Annotated in this window: 13 protein-coding genes and 2 pseudogenes; all 15 read left to right on the forward strand. The window is 66.5% G+C overall.

The window, feature by feature from the left end:
• On the forward strand, positions 1-364 hold a 364-nt coding region (locus IEX61_RS10350; protein ID WP_188817925.1), incomplete at its 5' end, for a hypothetical protein.
• A complete protein-coding gene (locus IEX61_RS12650) occupies positions 330-596 on the forward strand; it encodes a lysine 5,6-aminomutase subunit alpha TIM-barrel domain-containing protein (protein ID WP_268238403.1) in 267 nt (88 codons plus the stop codon). The genes IEX61_RS10350 and IEX61_RS12650, both read left to right, overlap by 35 nt.
• Positions 566-1800 (forward strand): annotated as a pseudogene (kamD, locus tag IEX61_RS10355) (lysine 5,6-aminomutase subunit alpha); the annotation flags it as partial. The gene IEX61_RS12650 and the pseudogene kamD, both read left to right, overlap by 31 nt.
• Before the next feature lie 107 nt (positions 1801-1907).
• Entirely contained in the window at positions 1908-2726 is an 819-nt protein-coding gene (gene kamE / locus IEX61_RS10360; protein ID WP_054671953.1) for a lysine 5,6-aminomutase subunit beta, read from the forward strand.
• Positions 2727-2838: 112 nt separating this feature from the next.
• A pseudogene (locus IEX61_RS10365) lies at positions 2839-3018 on the forward strand (zinc-binding dehydrogenase); the annotation flags it as partial.
• A 196-nt stretch (positions 3019-3214) separates the two neighbouring features.
• Positions 3215-4204, forward strand: coding sequence for a 4-hydroxy-3-methylbut-2-enyl diphosphate reductase (locus IEX61_RS10370; protein ID WP_054671947.1), 990 nt, complete (start codon positions 3215-3217; stop codon positions 4202-4204).
• 416 nt (positions 4205-4620) lie between these two features.
• Complete coding sequence (locus tag IEX61_RS10375; protein ID WP_188817927.1) at positions 4621-6708, forward strand: 4Fe-4S dicluster domain-containing protein; 2088 nt, start codon at positions 4621-4623, stop codon at positions 6706-6708.
• Positions 6709-6795: 87 nt separating this feature from the next.
• On the forward strand, positions 6796-7983 hold the full coding sequence (locus IEX61_RS10380) for an acetyl-CoA C-acetyltransferase (RefSeq protein ID WP_188817929.1): 1188 nt from the start codon (positions 6796-6798) through the stop codon (positions 7981-7983).
• A gap of 76 nt (positions 7984-8059) precedes the next feature.
• Complete coding sequence (locus IEX61_RS10385) at positions 8060-8941, forward strand: 3-hydroxybutyryl-CoA dehydrogenase (protein WP_188817931.1); 882 nt, start codon at positions 8060-8062, stop codon at positions 8939-8941.
• Between the two features lie 27 nt (positions 8942-8968).
• Positions 8969-10111, forward strand: a complete 1143-nt coding sequence (locus IEX61_RS10390) for an acyl-CoA dehydrogenase (protein WP_188817933.1) — start codon at positions 8969-8971, stop codon at positions 10109-10111.
• Between the two features lie 90 nt (positions 10112-10201).
• Positions 10202-11350, forward strand: a complete 1149-nt coding sequence (locus IEX61_RS10395; RefSeq protein ID WP_188817935.1) for an acyl-CoA dehydrogenase — start codon at positions 10202-10204, stop codon at positions 11348-11350.
• Positions 11351-11457: 107 nt separating this feature from the next.
• On the forward strand, positions 11458-12444 hold the full coding sequence (gene meaB, locus IEX61_RS10400; protein WP_188817937.1) for a methylmalonyl Co-A mutase-associated GTPase MeaB: 987 nt from the start codon (positions 11458-11460) through the stop codon (positions 12442-12444).
• A gap of 4 nt (positions 12445-12448) precedes the next feature.
• Positions 12449-13105: a TetR/AcrR family transcriptional regulator gene (locus IEX61_RS10405; RefSeq protein ID WP_373288448.1), complete on the forward strand. Its 657-nt coding sequence runs from the start codon at positions 12449-12451 to the stop codon at positions 13103-13105.
• Positions 13106-13192: 87 nt separating this feature from the next.
• A complete protein-coding gene (gene icmF, locus IEX61_RS10410; RefSeq protein ID WP_188817941.1) occupies positions 13193-16447 on the forward strand; it encodes a fused isobutyryl-CoA mutase/GTPase IcmF in 3255 nt (1084 codons plus the stop codon).
• A gap of 152 nt (positions 16448-16599) precedes the next feature.
• Complete coding sequence (gene sleB, locus IEX61_RS10415) at positions 16600-17244, forward strand: spore cortex-lytic enzyme (protein ID WP_229725836.1); 645 nt, start codon at positions 16600-16602, stop codon at positions 17242-17244.
• Positions 17245-17350 lie beyond the last annotated feature (106 nt).

Genomic DNA, 17350 nt, shown 5'->3' on the forward strand with positions numbered 1-17350 from the left:
CGCGCCCGGCGCGCGGCGCTACCGCGTCGGGGGACTGCGCCGGCCGGAGGGGGGCAAGGGGGCGGGCGCGGGATCGTGCGACGCCCCGACGGAAACGGAGCGGCCGACGCCCGAAGTGGAAGCGGAACCGTCCGAGCGCCACGCGCCGCCGGCCCTGCCGATGGACTACCGCTGGTACCCGACCGCGTGCCTCGAGGTGCCGCGCGACGCGCTGCGCATCGCCCGCTGGGCCGGCCTTCCGGAGGCGATCCTCGCGCGGGCCGCGGCGCTGCTCGACGGCGCAACGGCAAGGGCGAAGCCCAAAGACGACGGGATGCGGGGGGAGGAGGATGGACAAACTGCGCCTGGATCCGGCGATGATTGACCGCGCCCGCGACGCGGCGCGCGGCATCGCCGAAGAGGTCGATCGCTTCACCGCCCAGCGCACCACGGTGGCCACGGAGCGCACCGTGCTGCGCCTGATGGGCGTCGACGGCGTCAATGCCGACGGGGTGCCGCTGCCCAACGTCGTCGTGGACCACGTGCACGAGCGGGGCCTGCTGGGGCGGGGGGGGTGGCCTACTGGATGGCCGCGGCCGTCGCGCGCTACGGCCTGACGCCCCAGGAGGTGGCCGAGCGCGTGGCCGCCGGCGACCTCGATCTGACGCGCGTCGGCGGCGTCGACGAGGGAGCGGTGCGGGAGACGGGCGAGGAGCTGGCCCAAGCCGGCCTGGCCGTCATCGCCAAAAACCGCCGCCGGCGCGAGGAACTGCTGGCGCACCTCGGCGAAGGGCCGCCGCCGCTCCTCTACGTTATCGTGGCCACCGGGGACATCTACGAGGACGTGCGCCAGGCCCGCGCCGCCGCCCGGCAGGGGGCCGACATCATCGCTGTCATCCGCAGCACGGGGCAGAGCCTGCTCGATTACGTGCCCTATGGTCCGACGCGGGAGGGCTACGGCGGCACCTACGCCACCCAGGCCAACTTCCGCATCATGCGCGAGGCCCTCGACGAGGTGGGCGAGGCGATCGGCCGCTACATCCGCCTGTGCAACTACTGCTCCGGCCTGTGCATGCCGGAAATCGCCGCCATGGGCGCCCTCGAGCGGCTCGACGTGATGCTGAACGACGCCCTGTACGGCATCCTGTTCCGCGACATCAACATGCAGCGCACGCTGATCGACCAGTACTTCTCGCGGATGCTCAACAGCTACGCCGGCATCGTCATCAACACCGGCGAAGACAACTACCTGACCACCGCCGACGCCGTGGAGGCGGCCCACACGGTGCTCGCCTCCCAGTTCATCAACGAGCAGTTCGCCCTCTTGTCCGGTCTGCCGCCGCAGCAGATGGGGTTGGGCCACGCTTTCGAAATGGACCCGATGTTGGAAGACGGCTTTCTTTTCGAGCTCGCCCAGGCCCAGCTCGTCCGCCAGATCTTCCCCGACGCGCCGATCAAGTACATGCCGCCCACCAAGCACATGACGGGAAACATCTTCCGCGGCCACGTCCAGGACGCGCTGTTCAACCTCGTCGGCATCATGACCCGCCAGGGCATCCAGCTCCTCGGGATGATGACGGAGGCCCTGCACACGCCCTTCATCCAGGACCGCGCCTGGCCATCGAGGCGGCCAAGTACATCTTCACCAACGCCCGCCACTTGGCCGACGAGATTCGGTTCAAGCCGGGCGGGATCATCGAGCGGCGGGCCCAGGAGGTGCTGCGCAAGGCCGTCGACCTGCTGGAAGAGGTGCGGCGCATCGGCCTCTTCGCCGCGCTGGAACGGGGCCTGTTTGCCGACGTCAAGCGTTCGCGCGACGGCGGGCGCGGCCTGGACGGCGTGATTCGCAAGGACCCGGCCTACTGGAATCCCTTTGAGGACCGGCTGCGCGCCGAACTGGGCCTGCCGCCGCGGGAGGTGATCGTCCCATGACGGAACGCGCGTGGCCAGATGCCGGCAACCGGTCACACGCTGCGGCGGCGAGCGTTGACCTAACGCGCGTCAAGCCCTACGGCGACACGTACGGCGACGGCGCGGTGCAGCTCAGCTTCACCCTGCCCGTTCCCCTCACCGAGGAGGCCAAGGAGGCGGCCCGCCAGCTGGCCGGCAAGATGGGCCTCGAGGAACCGCAGGTGGTGCACAGCGCCGATCTCGGCGAGGGCTTCTCGTTCTACATCCTCTATGGCCGCTGCGTCCACACCGTCGACGTGACGCGCATCCGCGTGCCCAAGGTGACGAGCAAGCGGATGACCTTCGACGAGATCAACGCCTTCATTCGCGCGCGCATCGGCCGCAAGGTGGTCGTGGTGGGCGCCTGCACCGGCGACGACGCCCACACCGTGGGCATCGATGCGATCATGAACATGAAGGGGTACAACGGCGAATACGGCCTCGAGCGCTACCCGGAAATCGACGCCTACAACCTCGGCAGCCAGGTGCCCAACGAAACGCTCATCGCCCGCGCCGTGGAGCTCGGCGCCGACGCCATCCTCGTCTCCCAGGTGGTGACGCAAAAGGGATCGCACATCCGCACGCTAACCGGGCTCATCGAGCTCCTCGAGGCGGAAGGCCTGCGCGAGCGCTTCCTCGTCATCTGCGGCGGCCCGCGCATCACCCACGAGCTGGCCCTGGAGCTGGGCTACGACGCCGGTTTTGGTCCCGGCACCACGGCGCCGGACGTGGCGTCGTTTATCGTTCAGGAGCTGGTGAAGCGGCGCGAGCGGAGCGTGCCTGAACCCGGTCCATGATGCGCGAAGCGGAGAGATCTGCATTTGGCGCGTGCCGACTGGTCGCTGAAGCCCAATCTTCCCGCGATCCTGGGGCATGAGGGCGTGAGGGCCTTTGAAGCAGTAACGGTTCGGCGGTGTGCAGGCGGCGATCAGCGTCGCGGTGACGAAGAAGGCCTTTGAACAGGCGTACCGCTCCTTGAAGCGCGGCGGCACGCTCGTTGTCGTCGGGTTGCCGAACGACGAACTGCCGATTCCCATTTTCGATGCGGTGCTCAACGGGATTACGGTTAAGGGCTCGGTGGTCGGAACGGGCGCGTTGTGTTAACCATGGAGTGGGTGTGAAAGGACAAGAAAACGCGACGCGGCCGGGGGAATTTTTCCCGGCCGCATTTGCGTTTGTGCGCCGGCATGGTTTCTTCTGTTCCGCGCGGTTGGTTGCGTTTTCACCGTGTCCCGCTCGGAAACCGTGGTAGAATGAAAAACGAAGCGAGAGGAGGCGCGTGTCCATGGAAGTGATCAAAATCACGCCGCGCGGGTACTGCTACGGCGTTGTCGACGCGATGATGCTCGCCCAGTACGCGGCGAAAAACCCCGATCTGCCGCGACCCATCTACATCCTGGGCATGATCGTCCACAACCGGCATGTCGTCGAAGCCTTCGAGAAGCTGGGCATCCGCACCCTCGACGGAGCGGACCGCTTGTCGCTCCTCGAGAGAATCGACAAGGGGACCGTCGTCTTTACGGCCCACGGCGTGTCCCCCGAGGTGCGCCGGCGGGCGCGGGAGAAGGGGCTGACCATCGTCGACGCCACCTGTCCCGACGTAACCCGCACCCATGAGCTGATCCGCGAAAAGACGGCCCAGGGGTACGAGGTGATCTACATCGGCAAGCGCGGCCATCCGGAACCGGAGGGAGCCATGGGCGTGGCGCCGGGCAAGGTGCACCTTGTGGAGAACGAGGCCGACGTCGACGCCCTCGACCTCTCCACGGACAAGCTGATCGTCACCAACCAGACGACGATGAGCCAGTGGGACGTCGCCCACCTGATCAACAAGGTCAAGCAGAAGTACCCGACGGCGGAGGTGCACAACGAGATCTGCCTGGCCACGCAGCTGCGCCAGGAGGCCGTGGCCGAGCAGGCCAAGGCGGCCGACATCTGCATCGTCGTCGGCGACCCGCGCAGCAACAATTCCAACCGGCTGGCCCAGGTGGCCGAGGAGATTGCCGGCGTGCCCGCCTACCGCGTGGCCGACGTGACGGAGATCAAGCCGGAGTGGTTTAAGGGGAAGAAGAAGGTGGCCGTCACCGCCGGGGCCTCCACGCCGACGCCGATCACCAAGGAAGTGATCGATTACCTGGAGCAGCTCGACCCGGAGGACCCGTCGACCTGGCCGGTCAAGCGAACGGTGAGCCCCGACAGGATCCTTCCCCCCGCTCACGACAAGGCCATCGAACGCCTCTTGGCCGAACGCGGGGCTGTGGTCGAGCGGACCTGAGGCGTGCATGGCGCAGCGGGTGGCTGCGCATGGCCCGTCGGTACGGCCATGCCCCTTCCGGGATGTCCTCGATGATGCGGCCGTCTCCCTCGTGCCGGAAGCGATGGTCAGCACGTTTGGCAACAGCGGGAGGATTTTTGAACCGGTGCGTCGAAAAGGGCTTCCGATGTCCTCACCGTTGGGGATGACGCATTCCAAACAAGAAGGAAGGGAGGGGTTGCATAAAAATGAATGAACAATCATTCAAGAAAAAAGACTGGTAATTGAGCGCTCGATCAGAATATGCTATCATGGAGATGAGCAAGCAGACGGGATCGGCCGGGTGATCCGGCTGCCTTTGACGGACGATTCGGATTTCACGGAACGCTTTGAACCGGTTGAACCCATGGGAACTTGGAGAAGGGAGTGCCGCGCGCATGAACGGGATGCTCGTGCTCAATTGGATCGCGTTTCTCTTGGTCACGGCCTATGCCGTCTCGCTCTTTGTTTACGTCGTGCGCACGCGCTACGCCTTTGTCAAGCTGGGCCGGCCCGTGGCATGGGAAGGCGACCGGCGCGCGCGATGGCGCCGCGTCTGGACGCAGGTGTTCGGGCAAAAGAAGCTGCTCAAGGACAAAAAGAGCGGCGTCATGCACGTGGTGATGTTTTACGGCTTCATCATCCTCCAGTTTGGGGCCATCGACCTCATTTGGAAGGGCCTCGCGCCGGGGTCGCACCTGCCGCTGGGGCCCCTCTATCCGGCCTTCACCTTCCTGCAGGAGCTGACCACGCTGGCCGTCATTCTGGCCGTGCTCTACGCGGCGTACCGGCGCTACGTGGAAAAGCTTCCGCGCCTCAAGCGTGGCTGGAAGCCGTCGATCGTCCTCTGGTTCATCGGTTCGCTGATGCTCTCGGTACTCCTGGCCGCGGCCTTCGAGCAACGGTGGCTGGGGCATGCGCCGGGCTGGGCCGCACCGGTGTCGTCGCTCCTTGCCGGGGCCTTTGCCGGGCTGTCGCCCGACGCGGCGGCGGTGGCTTTCTTTGTCGCCTGGTGGGCGCACCTCTTGATTCTGCTCAGCTTCCTCGTCTACGTCCCGCAGTCGAAACATTTCCATCTGATCACGGGGCCCCTCAACGTCTATTGGCAGCGCCTCGGCCCGCCGAAGCCGGAGCCGATCAACTTTGACGATGAGACGCAAGAAGAGTTTGGCGTCGGAAGAATCGAGCAGTTCACGCAAAAGCAGCTCCTCGATCTGTACGCCTGCGTGGAATGCGGGCGGTGCACGAGCATGTGCCCGGCGTCGGGGACGGGGAAGATGCTCTCGCCGATGGACCTCATCGTCAAGCTGCGCGACCACCTGACGGCCAAGGGGGCGGCCGTTACCTCGAAGCAGCCGTGGGTGCCGGCCTTCGCCTTCGCCCACACCCCCGAAAACCAGCTGGCCCGCGCGGCGCGGGAGGTGGCGGCCGCCGGGACGGCGGAGGCGCGGGGGGAGGCGCCGGCGGCCGCCTACGACGTCCAGCTGATTGGCGACGTGATCACCGAGCAGGAGATCTGGGCCTGCACGACGTGTCGCAACTGCGAGGACCAGTGCCCGGTGATGAACGAGCACGTCGACAAGATCATCGACCTGCGCCGCTACCTCGTCCTGACGCAGGGCGAGATGCCGGCCGAAGCGGCGCGGGTGTTCCAGAACATCGAGCGGCAGTACAACCCGTGGGGCCTCAGCAAGAACGACCGCGCCAAGTGGCGGGACGGGGCCGAGGTGCCCATTCCCACCGTGCACGAGGTGGAGGACTTCGAGTACCTCCTGTGGGTGGGATCGATGGGGTCCTACGACAACCGCAGCATGAAGGTGGTCCGCGCCCTGGCCAAGGTGCTCCACGAGGCGGGCGTTTCCTTCGCCATCCTCGGCAACGAGGAGAAGAACTCCGGCGACACGCCGCGCCGGCTGGGCAACGAGTTCCTCTTCCAGCAGCTGGTCCAGGAGAACATCGAGACGTTCCGGCAGCACAACGTACGCAAGATCGTCACCATCGACCCGCACGCCTACCACACGTTCAAGAACGAGTATCCCGACTTCGGCTTTGCGGCCGAGGAAGTGGTCCACCACACCGAGCTGGTGGCGCGCCTGCTCAAGGAAGGGCGCATCCGCCCGCGCAAAGAGGTGCGCGAGCGCGTCGTCTACCACGACTCCTGTTACCTGGGGCGGTACAACGGCGTGTACGACGCGCCGCGGGAGATTCTGCGCGCCATCCCCGGCGTCGAGCTGGTGGAGATGGAGCGCAACCGGGAAAACGCCATGTGCTGCGGCGCCGGTGGCGGGCTGATGTGGCTTGAGGAGCGCGAGGGGACGCGCGTCAACGTGGCCCGCACCGAGCAGGCCCTGGCGACGAACCCCACGGTGATCGGCAGCGCCTGCCCGTACTGCCTGACGATGATGAGCGACGGCACCAAGGCCAAGGGCGTCGAGGACCAGGTGAAGACGCGCGACGTGGTGGAGCTCCTCGCCGAGGCGCTGTGACAAAAGCGGCGCGAGGAAACGCCGGTGCCGCGCGAACGTCCATCGGCGCGGAACGGGCGCGAGAACACCATGCGACGGAGGGAGAGCATGACGCGGACGGTAATTGTCGGGGCGGCGCGGACGCCCTTCGGCAAGTTCGGCGGCGCGCTGAAGGACCTGCAGGCGGTTGACCTGGGGGCGGCGGCGATCCGCGAGGCCCTGCGGCGGGCCGACGTGGCCCCCGAGCAGGTGGATGAGGTGATCCTGGGCATGGTGCTGCAGGGCGGGGCGGGGCAAATCCCCTCCCGTCAGGCGGCGCGCAAGGCGGGCCTGCCGTGGGAGGTGCGCACGGAGACGATCAACAAGGTGTGCGCCTCCGGCTTGCGCAGCGTGACGCTGGCCGACCAGATCATCCGCGCCGGCGACGCCGAGGTGATCGTCGCCGGGGGCATGGAGAGCATGAGCAACGCGCCGTATGCGCTTTCCCGCGCCCGATGGGGCTACCGCATGGGGAATGGCGAACTCGTCGACCTGATGGTGCACGACGGCCTCACCTGCGCCTTTCACAACGTGCACATGGCCGTCCACGGCAGCAACGTGGCCAAGGAGTACGGCATCACGCGGGAGGAGCAGGACGCCTACGCCCTGCGCAGCCACCAGCGGGCCATCGCCGCCATCGACAGCGGCAAGCTGGCCGAGGAGATTGTGCCGGTGGCCGTGCCGCAGCGGAAGGGCGAGCCGGTCCTCGTCACGACGGACGAGGCGCCGCGGCGCGACACGAGCCTGGAGGCGCTGGCCAAACTGCCGCCCATCTTCCTGGCCGACGGCACGATCACGGCCGGCAACGCCCCCGGCGTCAACGACGGGGCCGGCGCGCTCGTGCTGATGTCGGCGGAGCGGGCGAAGCGCGAGGGGAAAAAGCCCTTGGCCACCATCCTCGCCCATGCTGCGGTGGGGGCCGAGGCGCCGTATTTGGCCACGGTGCCGGGGCTGGCCATCCTGGAGCTCCTCAAGAAAACCGGCCTTACGCTCAACGACATCGACCTCATCGAGGTGAACGAGGCCTTTGCCGCCGTCGTGCTGACCAGCGAGAAGATCGTCGGCTGGGACCGCGAGAAGGTGAACGTCAACGGCGGGGCCATCGCCCTCGGGCATCCCATCGGCGCCAGCGGGGCGCGCATCCTCATCACCCTCATCTACGAGCTGCGCCGCCGCGGCGGCGGGCTCGGCATCGCCGCCATCTGCAGCGGCGCCGCCCAGGGCGACGCGATCCTCGTGCAGGTGGAAGGCGCATAAGGCATCCGGCAACCCCCGCCGAAGGGGGCATCAACACAACGGAGCGCAAACCCAGCGAGAAAGAGGGGGGACACCCGTGGAGATCCGCACGATCCTGGTCGTCGGCGCTGGCCAGATGGGCAGCGGCATCGCCCAGGTGGCGGCGCAATCCGGCTACAACGTCATCCTGCACGACGTGGAAGAACGCTTCGTCGAGCGGGGGCTGGGCACCATCCGGCGCCACCTCGACCGTGCCGTGGAAAAGGGCAAGCTGACGGCCGCGGCGCGGGACGAAGCCCTCGCCCGCATCCGCACGACGACGGCGCTCGAGGAGGCGCGGGGGGCCGACTTCGTCATCGAGGCCGTCACCGAGAACCTGGCCATCAAGGCCGACGTCTTCCGCAGGCTGGACGAGGCGGCGCCGCCGCACGCCATCCTGGCCTCCAACACTTCCTCCCTGCCGATCACCGAGCTGGCGGCCAATACGAAGCGACCGGAGAAGGTCATCGGCATGCACTTTATGAACCCCGTGCCGGTGATGCCGCTCGTCGAGATCATCCGCGGGCTGGCCACGGCCGACGAGGTGTACCGGATCACCGAGGAGCTGGCCAAGGCCCTGGGCAAGACGCCCGTCGTCGTCAACGACTTCCCCGGCTTTGTCTCCAACCGCGTCCTCATGCCGATGATCAACGAAGCCATCTACTGCGTCTACGAAGGGGTGGCCACGCCGGAAGCGGTGGACCAGGTGATGAAGCTGGGCATGAACCACCCGATGGGCCCGCTGGCCCTGGCCGACCTGATCGGCCTCGACACCTGCCTGGCCATCCTCGAGGTGCTGCACGAGGGGTTCGGCGATCCGAAGTACCGGCCGTGCCCCCTTCTCCGCCAGTACGTGAAGGCCGGGTGGCTGGGCCGCAAGACGGGGCGGGGCTTCTACCTCTACGACGAGGCGGGCAACCGCGTGGGCGTCGCGCGGTGACGGAAAGACAGGAAGCGGGGGAAGCGCATGAACCTTCACTTCACGCCGGAGCAGGAGATGCTGCGCAAACTGGTGCGCGAGTTTGCCGAAAAGGAGATCGCCCCCCAGGTGCCACGCATGGAGGCGGAAGACGCTTTTCCCGCCGCCATCCTCAAGAAGATGGGCGAGCTGGGGCTGATGGGCATCCCCATTCCCGAAGCGTGGGGCGGCGCGGGGATGGACTTCACCTCCTACATCCTGGCCATCGAGGAGATTTCCAAGGTCAGCCCGGCGGTGGGCGTCATCCTCTCGGTGCATACCTCGGTGGCCACGTACCCGATTCTCACCTTCGGCACCGCGGAACAGAAGAAGCGGTACGTGCCGAAGCTGGCTACCGGTGAATGGCTCGGGGCCTTCGCCCTCACCGAGCCCCACGCCGGGTCCGATGCGGCAAGCATCCGCACCACGGCGGTGAAAAAGGGCGACCGGTACATCCTGAACGGCACGAAGGTGTTCATCACCAGCGGCGGCCACGCCGACGTCTATATCACCTTTGCCGTCACCGACCCGACGAAAGGGGCCAAGGGCATCACCGCCTTCATCGTGGAGAAGGACACGCCCGGCTTCGTCGTCGGCAAGAAGGAGAAGAAGATGGGCCTGCATGGCTCGAGCACGACGGCCCTCATCTTTGAGGACGCCGAGGTGCCGGCGGAAAACCGGCTGGGCGAGGAGGGCGAGGGCTTCACGATCGCCATGGCCAACCTCGACGGCGGGCGCATCGGCATCGCCGCCCAAGCCCTCGGCATCGCGGAGGGCGCCTTTGCTCACGCCCTTGCCTACGCCAAGGAGCGCAAACAGTTCGGCAAGCCGATCGCCGAGCAGCAGGCCATCCAATTCAAGCTGGCCGACATGGCCACGCGCATCGAGGCGGCGCGCCTCCTCGTCTACCGCGCGGCGGCGTTGCGCGACCGGGGCCTGCCCTGCGGCAAGGAAGCGTCGATGGCCAAGTGCTTCGCCTCCGACACGGCGATGTGGGTGGCCACCGAGGCGGTGCAGATCTTCGGCGGTTACGGCTACACGAAGGAGTACCCCGTGGAGCGTTATTTCCGCGACGCCAAGATCACGCAGATCTATGAGGGCACGAACCAGATCCAGCGGCTGGTGATCGCCCGCCGCCTGCTCAAGGCGTGAGCGAGCGGCGGAGACGACGGCTGCGGGTTTCGGGAGCGGAAGCACCGCGGCCTTCCCAGACGGCATTCCAACGAAAAAGGAGCGAGGGCAATGGACTTTCGGCTGCGCGAAGAACATGAGATGATGCGCCGCATGGTGCGCGAGTTCGCCGAAAAGGAGGTGGCCCCCACGGCTGCCGAGCGCGACGAGGCGGAGCGCTTTGACCGGGCCATCTTCGACAAGATGGCCGAGCTGGGGCTGACCGGCATTCCGTGGGAGGAGAAGTACGGCGGGGCGGGGGCCGACTTCCTCAGCTATGTCATTGCCGTGGAGGAGCTGTCCCGCGTCGACGCCTCCGTCGGCGTGACGCTGTCGGCCCACGTGTCCTTGGCCAGCTGGCCGATCTGGAAGTTCGGCACCGAAGAGCAGAAGGCGCGCTTCCTGCGCCCCCTGGCCACCGGCGAAAAGATCGGCGCCTACTGCCTCACCGAGCCCGGCTCGGGGTCCGACGCCGCCGGGATGCGCACAACGGCCCTCCGCGACGGCGACAGCTACGTCCTCAACGGGAGCAAGGTCTTCATCACCAACGGCGATGTAGGCGACATCTACATCGTCTTTGCCCTCACCGATCCGAAGGCGGAAAAGCGCCACCGCGGCATCAGCGCCTTCATCGTCGAAAAGGGGACGCCCGGCTTCCGCATGGGCAAGAAGGAGAGCAAGCTGGGCATCCGCTCGTCGACGACCTATGAGGTGATCTTCGAGGACTGCCGCGTGCCCGCCGAAAACCTCCTCGGCCGCGAAGGGGAGGGGTTTAAGATCGCCATGATGACCCTCGACGGCGGGCGCAACGGCATCGCCGCGCAGGCGGTGGGCATCGCCCAGGGGGCCTTCGAGGCGGCCCTCGCCTACGCCAAGGAGCGCAAGCAGTTCGGCAAGCCGATTGCTGAGCAGCAGGCCATCCAGTTCATGCTGGCCGACATGGCGACGAAGATCGAAGCGGCGCGCCTCCTCACCTACCAGGCGGCTTGGCTCGAGGACAACGGCCTGCCCTACGGCAAGGCCTCGGCCATGGCCAAGCTCTTTGCCGGCGACGTGGCCATGGAGGTGACGATCGACGCCGTGCAGATCTTCGGCGGCTACGGCTACACGAAGGAGTACCCGGTCGAACGGTTCATGCGCGACGCCAAGATCACCCAGATCTACGAGGGGACGAACGAGATTCAGCGCCTCGTCATCGCCAACCACCTGCTCAAGGCGTGAGGGCGCGGCGGGAGAACGCCAAGGACGGCAGGGGCGCGGGGCGCGACGAGTGAAGCGGTGCGATGTTTCGGCGCAAGAGCTGCGGAAGCGGAGAGGAGCGAGGAGCCATGGACGAGTTGGCGGCGCGGGTGCGGGCCGGCGACCGGCGCGCGGTGGCGCGGGCGATCACCTGGGTGGAAAACGGCCACCCCGAAAAGGACGCCTTGCTCAAGCGGCTGTACCCCCATACCGGCCGGGCGGTGCGTGTGGGCATCACCGGCGCGCCCGGGGCAGGGAAAAGCTCCCTGGTTGACCGGCTGGTGGGCCATTTGCGGCGGCAAGGCCTGACCGTCGCCGTCGTCGCCGTCGACCCGACAAGCCCGTTTACCGGCGGGGCGCTCTTGGGCGACCGCGTGCGCATGCAGGCCCACGCGACCGATCCGGGCGTGTTCATCCGCAGCATGGGGACGCGGGGCCATCTCGGGGGCCTTTCGCGCAGCACCCAGGATGCCGTGCGCGTCCTCGACGCGGCCGGGTTTGACGTCGTCCTCGTCGAGACGGTCGGGGTGGGCCAGTCGGAAGTGGACGTCATGCACGTGGCGGACACGACGGTCGTCGTGCTGACGCCCGGCGGGGGCGACGTGGTGCAGGCCTTCAAGGCCGGCATCATGGAGATCGCCGACATCTTTGTCGTCAACAAGGCCGATCTTCCGGGCGCCGAGAAGGTGAAGGCCCAGGTCGAGGCGATGCTCGATTTCGTCAAGCACGACGCGCCGTGGCGCCCGCCGGTGGTGAAGACGTCGGCGACGCGTGACGCGGGGCTCGATGCCCTGTGGCAAGCGGTGACGGCCCACCGTGCGTACCTCGACCAAAGCGGCGAAGGCCGCCGCCAGCGGGCCGAACGCCTGCGCCGCGACGTGCTGGCCCTGGCCGCCGCCCGCTTGCAGCAGCGCTTGGCTGTCGCCCTGGAGGAACCTCCCTTTGCCGCTTTGCTCGAGCAGGTGCAAGCCGGCGCCGTGGACCCGTATGCGGCGGCGGAGGCGCTGGTCAGCGGCCTCTTGCGCGAGCCCGACCGCCTCCTGTGCCGCCACGGGCCCGTCGGGGAGGAGGTGTAGGCCGGTGGACCGCCCCAAGCTGAAGATCCCCTCCATGGTGAAGGATCCGGTGCTCATCGAAAAGCGCCGGCGCCAGATCGTCGACGCGGCGGTGGAACTGTTCATCCACAAGGGTTTTCACCGCACGACAACCCGCGAGATCGCCAAGGCGTCAGGTTTCAGCATCGGCACCCTCTACGAGTACATCGAATCGAAGGAGGACGTCCTCTACCTGGTCGTCGAGGCCATCCACGGCGAAGTGGAGCGGCGGCTGCGCGAGGCGCTGTGCGACAGCAAAAGCGGCATTGAAATGCTCAAGGAAGCCATTCGTCACTTCTTCAAGGTGATGGACGAAATGCAGGACAGCGTGCTCCTCATGTACCAGGAGACGAAGTCCTTGCCGCCGACGCATTTGCCGTATGTGCTGCGCAAGGAAGAGGAGATCACCGGCATCTTCGAAGAAATCCTGCGCCGCGGCATCGCCGACGGCACGATTCGCCTCGACGAGTCGCAGGTGAAGCTGATGGCCCATAACATCATGGTGATGGGCGAGATGTGGACGTTTCGCCGGTGGGCCCTGCGCAAGCACTACACGCTGGAGCAGTACACGGAGCGGCAGATCGCGCTGCTCCTGAACGAGATGGCCAGCGAATCGAGCAAAGAACCGATACGAAAGGAGTGAGCGACGATGGAAGCCGGGCTCAAGCCTCATGCGGACGAACAAACGCGTTCCCACGCGGCGACGGCGGAGGACGCGCGCGGCCGCGTGGTGGACGGCGTCTACCGCACGCGCCACAAGGTGCGCTTCGTCACGGCGGCCAGCCTCTTTGATGGCCACGATGCGGCGATCAACATCGTCCGTCGCCTGCTTTTGGCTTCTGGTGCCGAGGTGATCCATCTCGGCCACAACCGCTCGGCGGAGGAAATCGTCCGCGCCGCCATTCAGGAAGACGTGCAGGGGATTGCCGTCAGCTCCTACCAGGGCGGGCACATGGAGTTCTTCAAGTACATGTACGACCTCCTGCAGGAACGCGGCGCCGGGCACATCAAGATCTTCGGCGGCGGGGGCGGGGTGATCATCCCCCGTGAGATCGACGAGCTGGAGGCCTACGGCATCTGCAAGATCTTCTCGCCGGAGGACGGCCGGCGCATGGGCCTGCAGGGCATGATCAACTACATGCTCGAGCAGTGCGACTTCCCCACGGTGACGGAGGTGACCGACGAACCGGCCCGCCTGCGCGCCCGCGACGAGCAAGCGATCGCTCGGCTGATCACCGTGGCCGAGCAGGAGGTGGCGCGCGGGGAGCGGCGCTACGGCGCGCTGTTTGACGAGCTGCGCCGGGCGAATCCCCACGTGCCGGTGGTCGGGATCACCGGGACCGGCGGGGCCGGGAAGAGCTCGCTGACCGACGAGCTTGTGCTGCGCTTCCTCGAGCACTTCCCCGACAAGACGGTGGCCATTCTCTCCGTCGACCCGTCCCGCCAGCGCACAGGCGGCGCCCTCCTCGGCGACCGCATCCGCATGAACGCCATCGACAGCCCGCGGGCGTACATGCGCAGCCTGGCCACGCGCGGGTCGAAATCGGAGCTGTCCCCGGCCATCGAGGACGCCATCGCCGTCGTGAAGGCGGCCGGATTCGACCTCGTCATCGTCGAGACGAGCGGGATCGGCCAGGGCGACGCCGAGATCGTCAAGGTGTGCGACATCGCCCTCTACGTGATGACGAGCGAGTTCGGCGCGCCGTCGCAGCTCGAGAAGATCGACATGCTCGACTTCGCCGACATCGTCGTCATCAACAAGTTTGAACGGCGCGGCTCCGAGGATGCCCTGCGCGAGGTGCGCAAGCAGGTCAAACGCAACCGCAACCTGTTCCACGTGAAGGACGAGGACCTGCCGGTGTTCGGGACCATCGCCAGCCAGTTCAACGACCCCGGCGTCAACAGCCTGTTTGCCCATCTGGTGAAGACGATCAACGAGAAGAAGGGGACGGGCTGGCCGGTGCCCGACGCGCCGAAGGAGAAGGTGACGACCAAGCACAATCGGATCATCCCGCCGGAACGGGCCAACTACCTGGCCGAAATCGCCCAGACGGTGCGGAACTACCGCAAGTTTGTCGACGAGCAGGTGGCCGTGGCGCGCAAGCTGTACCGGCTCCACGGAGCCAAGGAGGCGCTGGCCGGGCGCGACGACGAGGAAGCCAAGAAGGCGCTGGCCGCCCTGGAGGAGGAGATCGCCCGCACCGAGGCCCAGCTGCACCCCGACTGCAAGAAGATTCTGGAGAACTGGCCCAAGGTGAAGGAGAAGTACACGCAGGACACCTTCACCTACAAGGTGCGCGATAAGGAGATCACGCAGCAGCTGTACACGACCTCGCTGGCAGGGACGAAGATTCCCAAGGTGGCTCTGCCGAAGTACGAGGACTGGGGCGAAATCCTCAGGTGGTGCCTGAAGGAAAACGTGCCCGGCGAATTCCCGTACACCGCCGGCGTCTTCCCCTTCAAGCGCACCGAGGAAGACCCCAAGCGGCAGTTTGCCGGCGAGGGCACGCCGGAGCGCACGAACAAGCGCTTCCACTACCTGTGCCGCAACGACACGGCCAAGCGCCTGTCCACGGCTTTCGACAGCGTCACCCTGTACGGCCACGACCCCGATTACCGGCCGGACATCTACGGCAAGGTCGGGGAGAGCGGCGTCAGCGTCTGCACGCTCGACGACATGAAGAAGCTGTACGCCGGCTTTGACCTGTGCGACCCGAAGACGAGCGTGTCAATGACGATCAACGGGCCGGCACCGATTCTCCTGGCCATGTTCTTCAACACGGCCATCGACCAGCAGGTGGAGAAGTTCAAGGCCGAGCACGGTCGCGAGCCGACGCGTGAGGAGTACGAAGAGATCAAAAAACGGACGCTCCGCACGGTGCGCGGCACGGTACAGGCCGATATCCTCAAGGAGGACCAGGGCCAGAACACGTGCATCTTCTCCATCGACTTCGCCCTGCGCATGATGGGCGACATCCAGCAGTACTTCATCGACAACGAGGTGAAGAACTACTACTCGGTGTCGATCAGCGGGTACCACATCGCCGAGGCCGGGGCCAACCCGATCACGCAGCTCGCCTTCACCCTGGCCAACGGCTTCACCTACGTCGAGTACTACCTGTCCCGCGGCATGCACATCGACGACTTCGCGCCCAACCTGTCCTTCTTCTTCTCCAACGGCCTCGATCCCGAATACTCGGTGATCGGCCGGGTGGCGCGGCGCATCTGGGCCACGGTGATGAAGTACCGATACGGCGCCAACGAGCGCAGCCAGAAGCTGAAGTACCACGTCCAGACCTCGGGCCGTTCCCTGCACGCCCAGGAGATGGCCTTCAACGACATCCGCACCACGCTGCAGGCGCTCATGGCCATCTACGACAACTGCAACTCGCTGCACACCAACGCCTACGACGAGGCGATCACCACGCCGACGGAGGAGTCGGTGCGCCGGGCGGTGGCCATCCAGCTCATCATCACCAAGGAGCTTGGACTGGCCAAGAACGAAAACCCGCTGCAGGGCTCCTTCATCATCGAGGAGCTGACCGACCTCGTCGAGGAAGCCGTGCTGGCCGAATTCGAGCGCCTCAGCACCCGCGGCGGCGTCCTCGGGGCCATGGAGACGATGTACCAGCGCGCCAAGATCCAGGAGGAGTCGCTCCACTACGAGCAGCTCAAGCACAGCGGCGAGCTGCCGATCATCGGCGTCAACACCTTCGTCAACGAAAACGCCTCCGAGGAGGAGTGGAACAACGTCCAGCTGGCGCGGGCGACGAAGGAGGAGAAGGAGCAGCAGATCCGGAACCTGCGCGCCTTCCAGGAGCGGAACAAGGACAAGGCGCCGGAGATGCTGAAGCGCCTCAAGGAGGTGGCCCGCTCCGGCGGCAACATCTTCGCCGAGCTGATGGAGACGGTGAAGTACTGCTCCCTTGGCCAGATCACCCAGGCCCTGTACGAAGTGGGCGGCAAATACCGTCGGAACATGTAACAACCGGTTTCGACCTTCCCCCTCCACCGTGCGTGGGAGGGGGTGTTTTTTTGCCATCGGTTGACACCGTTTCCTTTCCATCAACCCCCTAATGAAACCCCCTCCCCCTCCCAATAAAATGAGCAATGAACACAAGGAAAGGAGGTGGGGTGGTGAAGGGGGTATCCCGAACGCTGCTGGCCTTCTTCCTCGTGTTCGCCTGGTTGGCGCCGGCCGACGACGCCGCCGCAGCTCGTCCGGTCCTGAAGTACGGCGCGACGGATGGTTACGTGTGGGATCTGCAGCATCGCCTGATCCAATTGGGGTACTACAACGGACCCTACGACGGCATCTTCGGCTGGCGCACCCAGAAAGGGGTCAAGGCGTTCCAACGCGACCACGGATTGCCCGCGACGGGCGTTGTTGGCACGCGCACGTGGAACGCGCTCTACCGGCGCACGTTCACGGCGCGGGAGGTTGACCTGCTCACCCGCCTGGTGTACGGGGAAGCGCGCGGCGAGCCGTACCGCGGCCAGGTGGCCGTGGCGGCGGTGGTGCTCAACCGCCTTGAGTCGACGCGGTTCCCCAACACGGTGAGCGGCGTTATCTTCCAGCCTGGCGCCTTCTCGGTGGTCAACGACGGCCAGCTTTGGCTGACGCCGAACCGGACGGCCCGAAACGCCGTCCTCGACGCCATTCGCGGGTGGGACCCCTCCTACGGCGCGCTCTTTTACTACAACCCCAAAAAGACGACCAACGCGTGGATCCGCAGCCGGCCCGTGACCACGGTGATCGGCAACCACGTGTTTGCCAAATGAGCCCGTCCCGCGGGACGGGCCTTTTTGTTCCGCGCGGCTTTGGCAAGGGCAGCGACCGGGTCTGCCCGTCTCGTGAGAGCGGGAACCGAACGGGCCCGCGAAGGAT

Source organism: Calditerricola satsumensis (assembly GCF_014646935.1).
In the GTDB taxonomy this organism is placed as follows: domain Bacteria; phylum Bacillota; class Bacilli; order Calditerricolales; family Calditerricolaceae; genus Calditerricola; species Calditerricola satsumensis.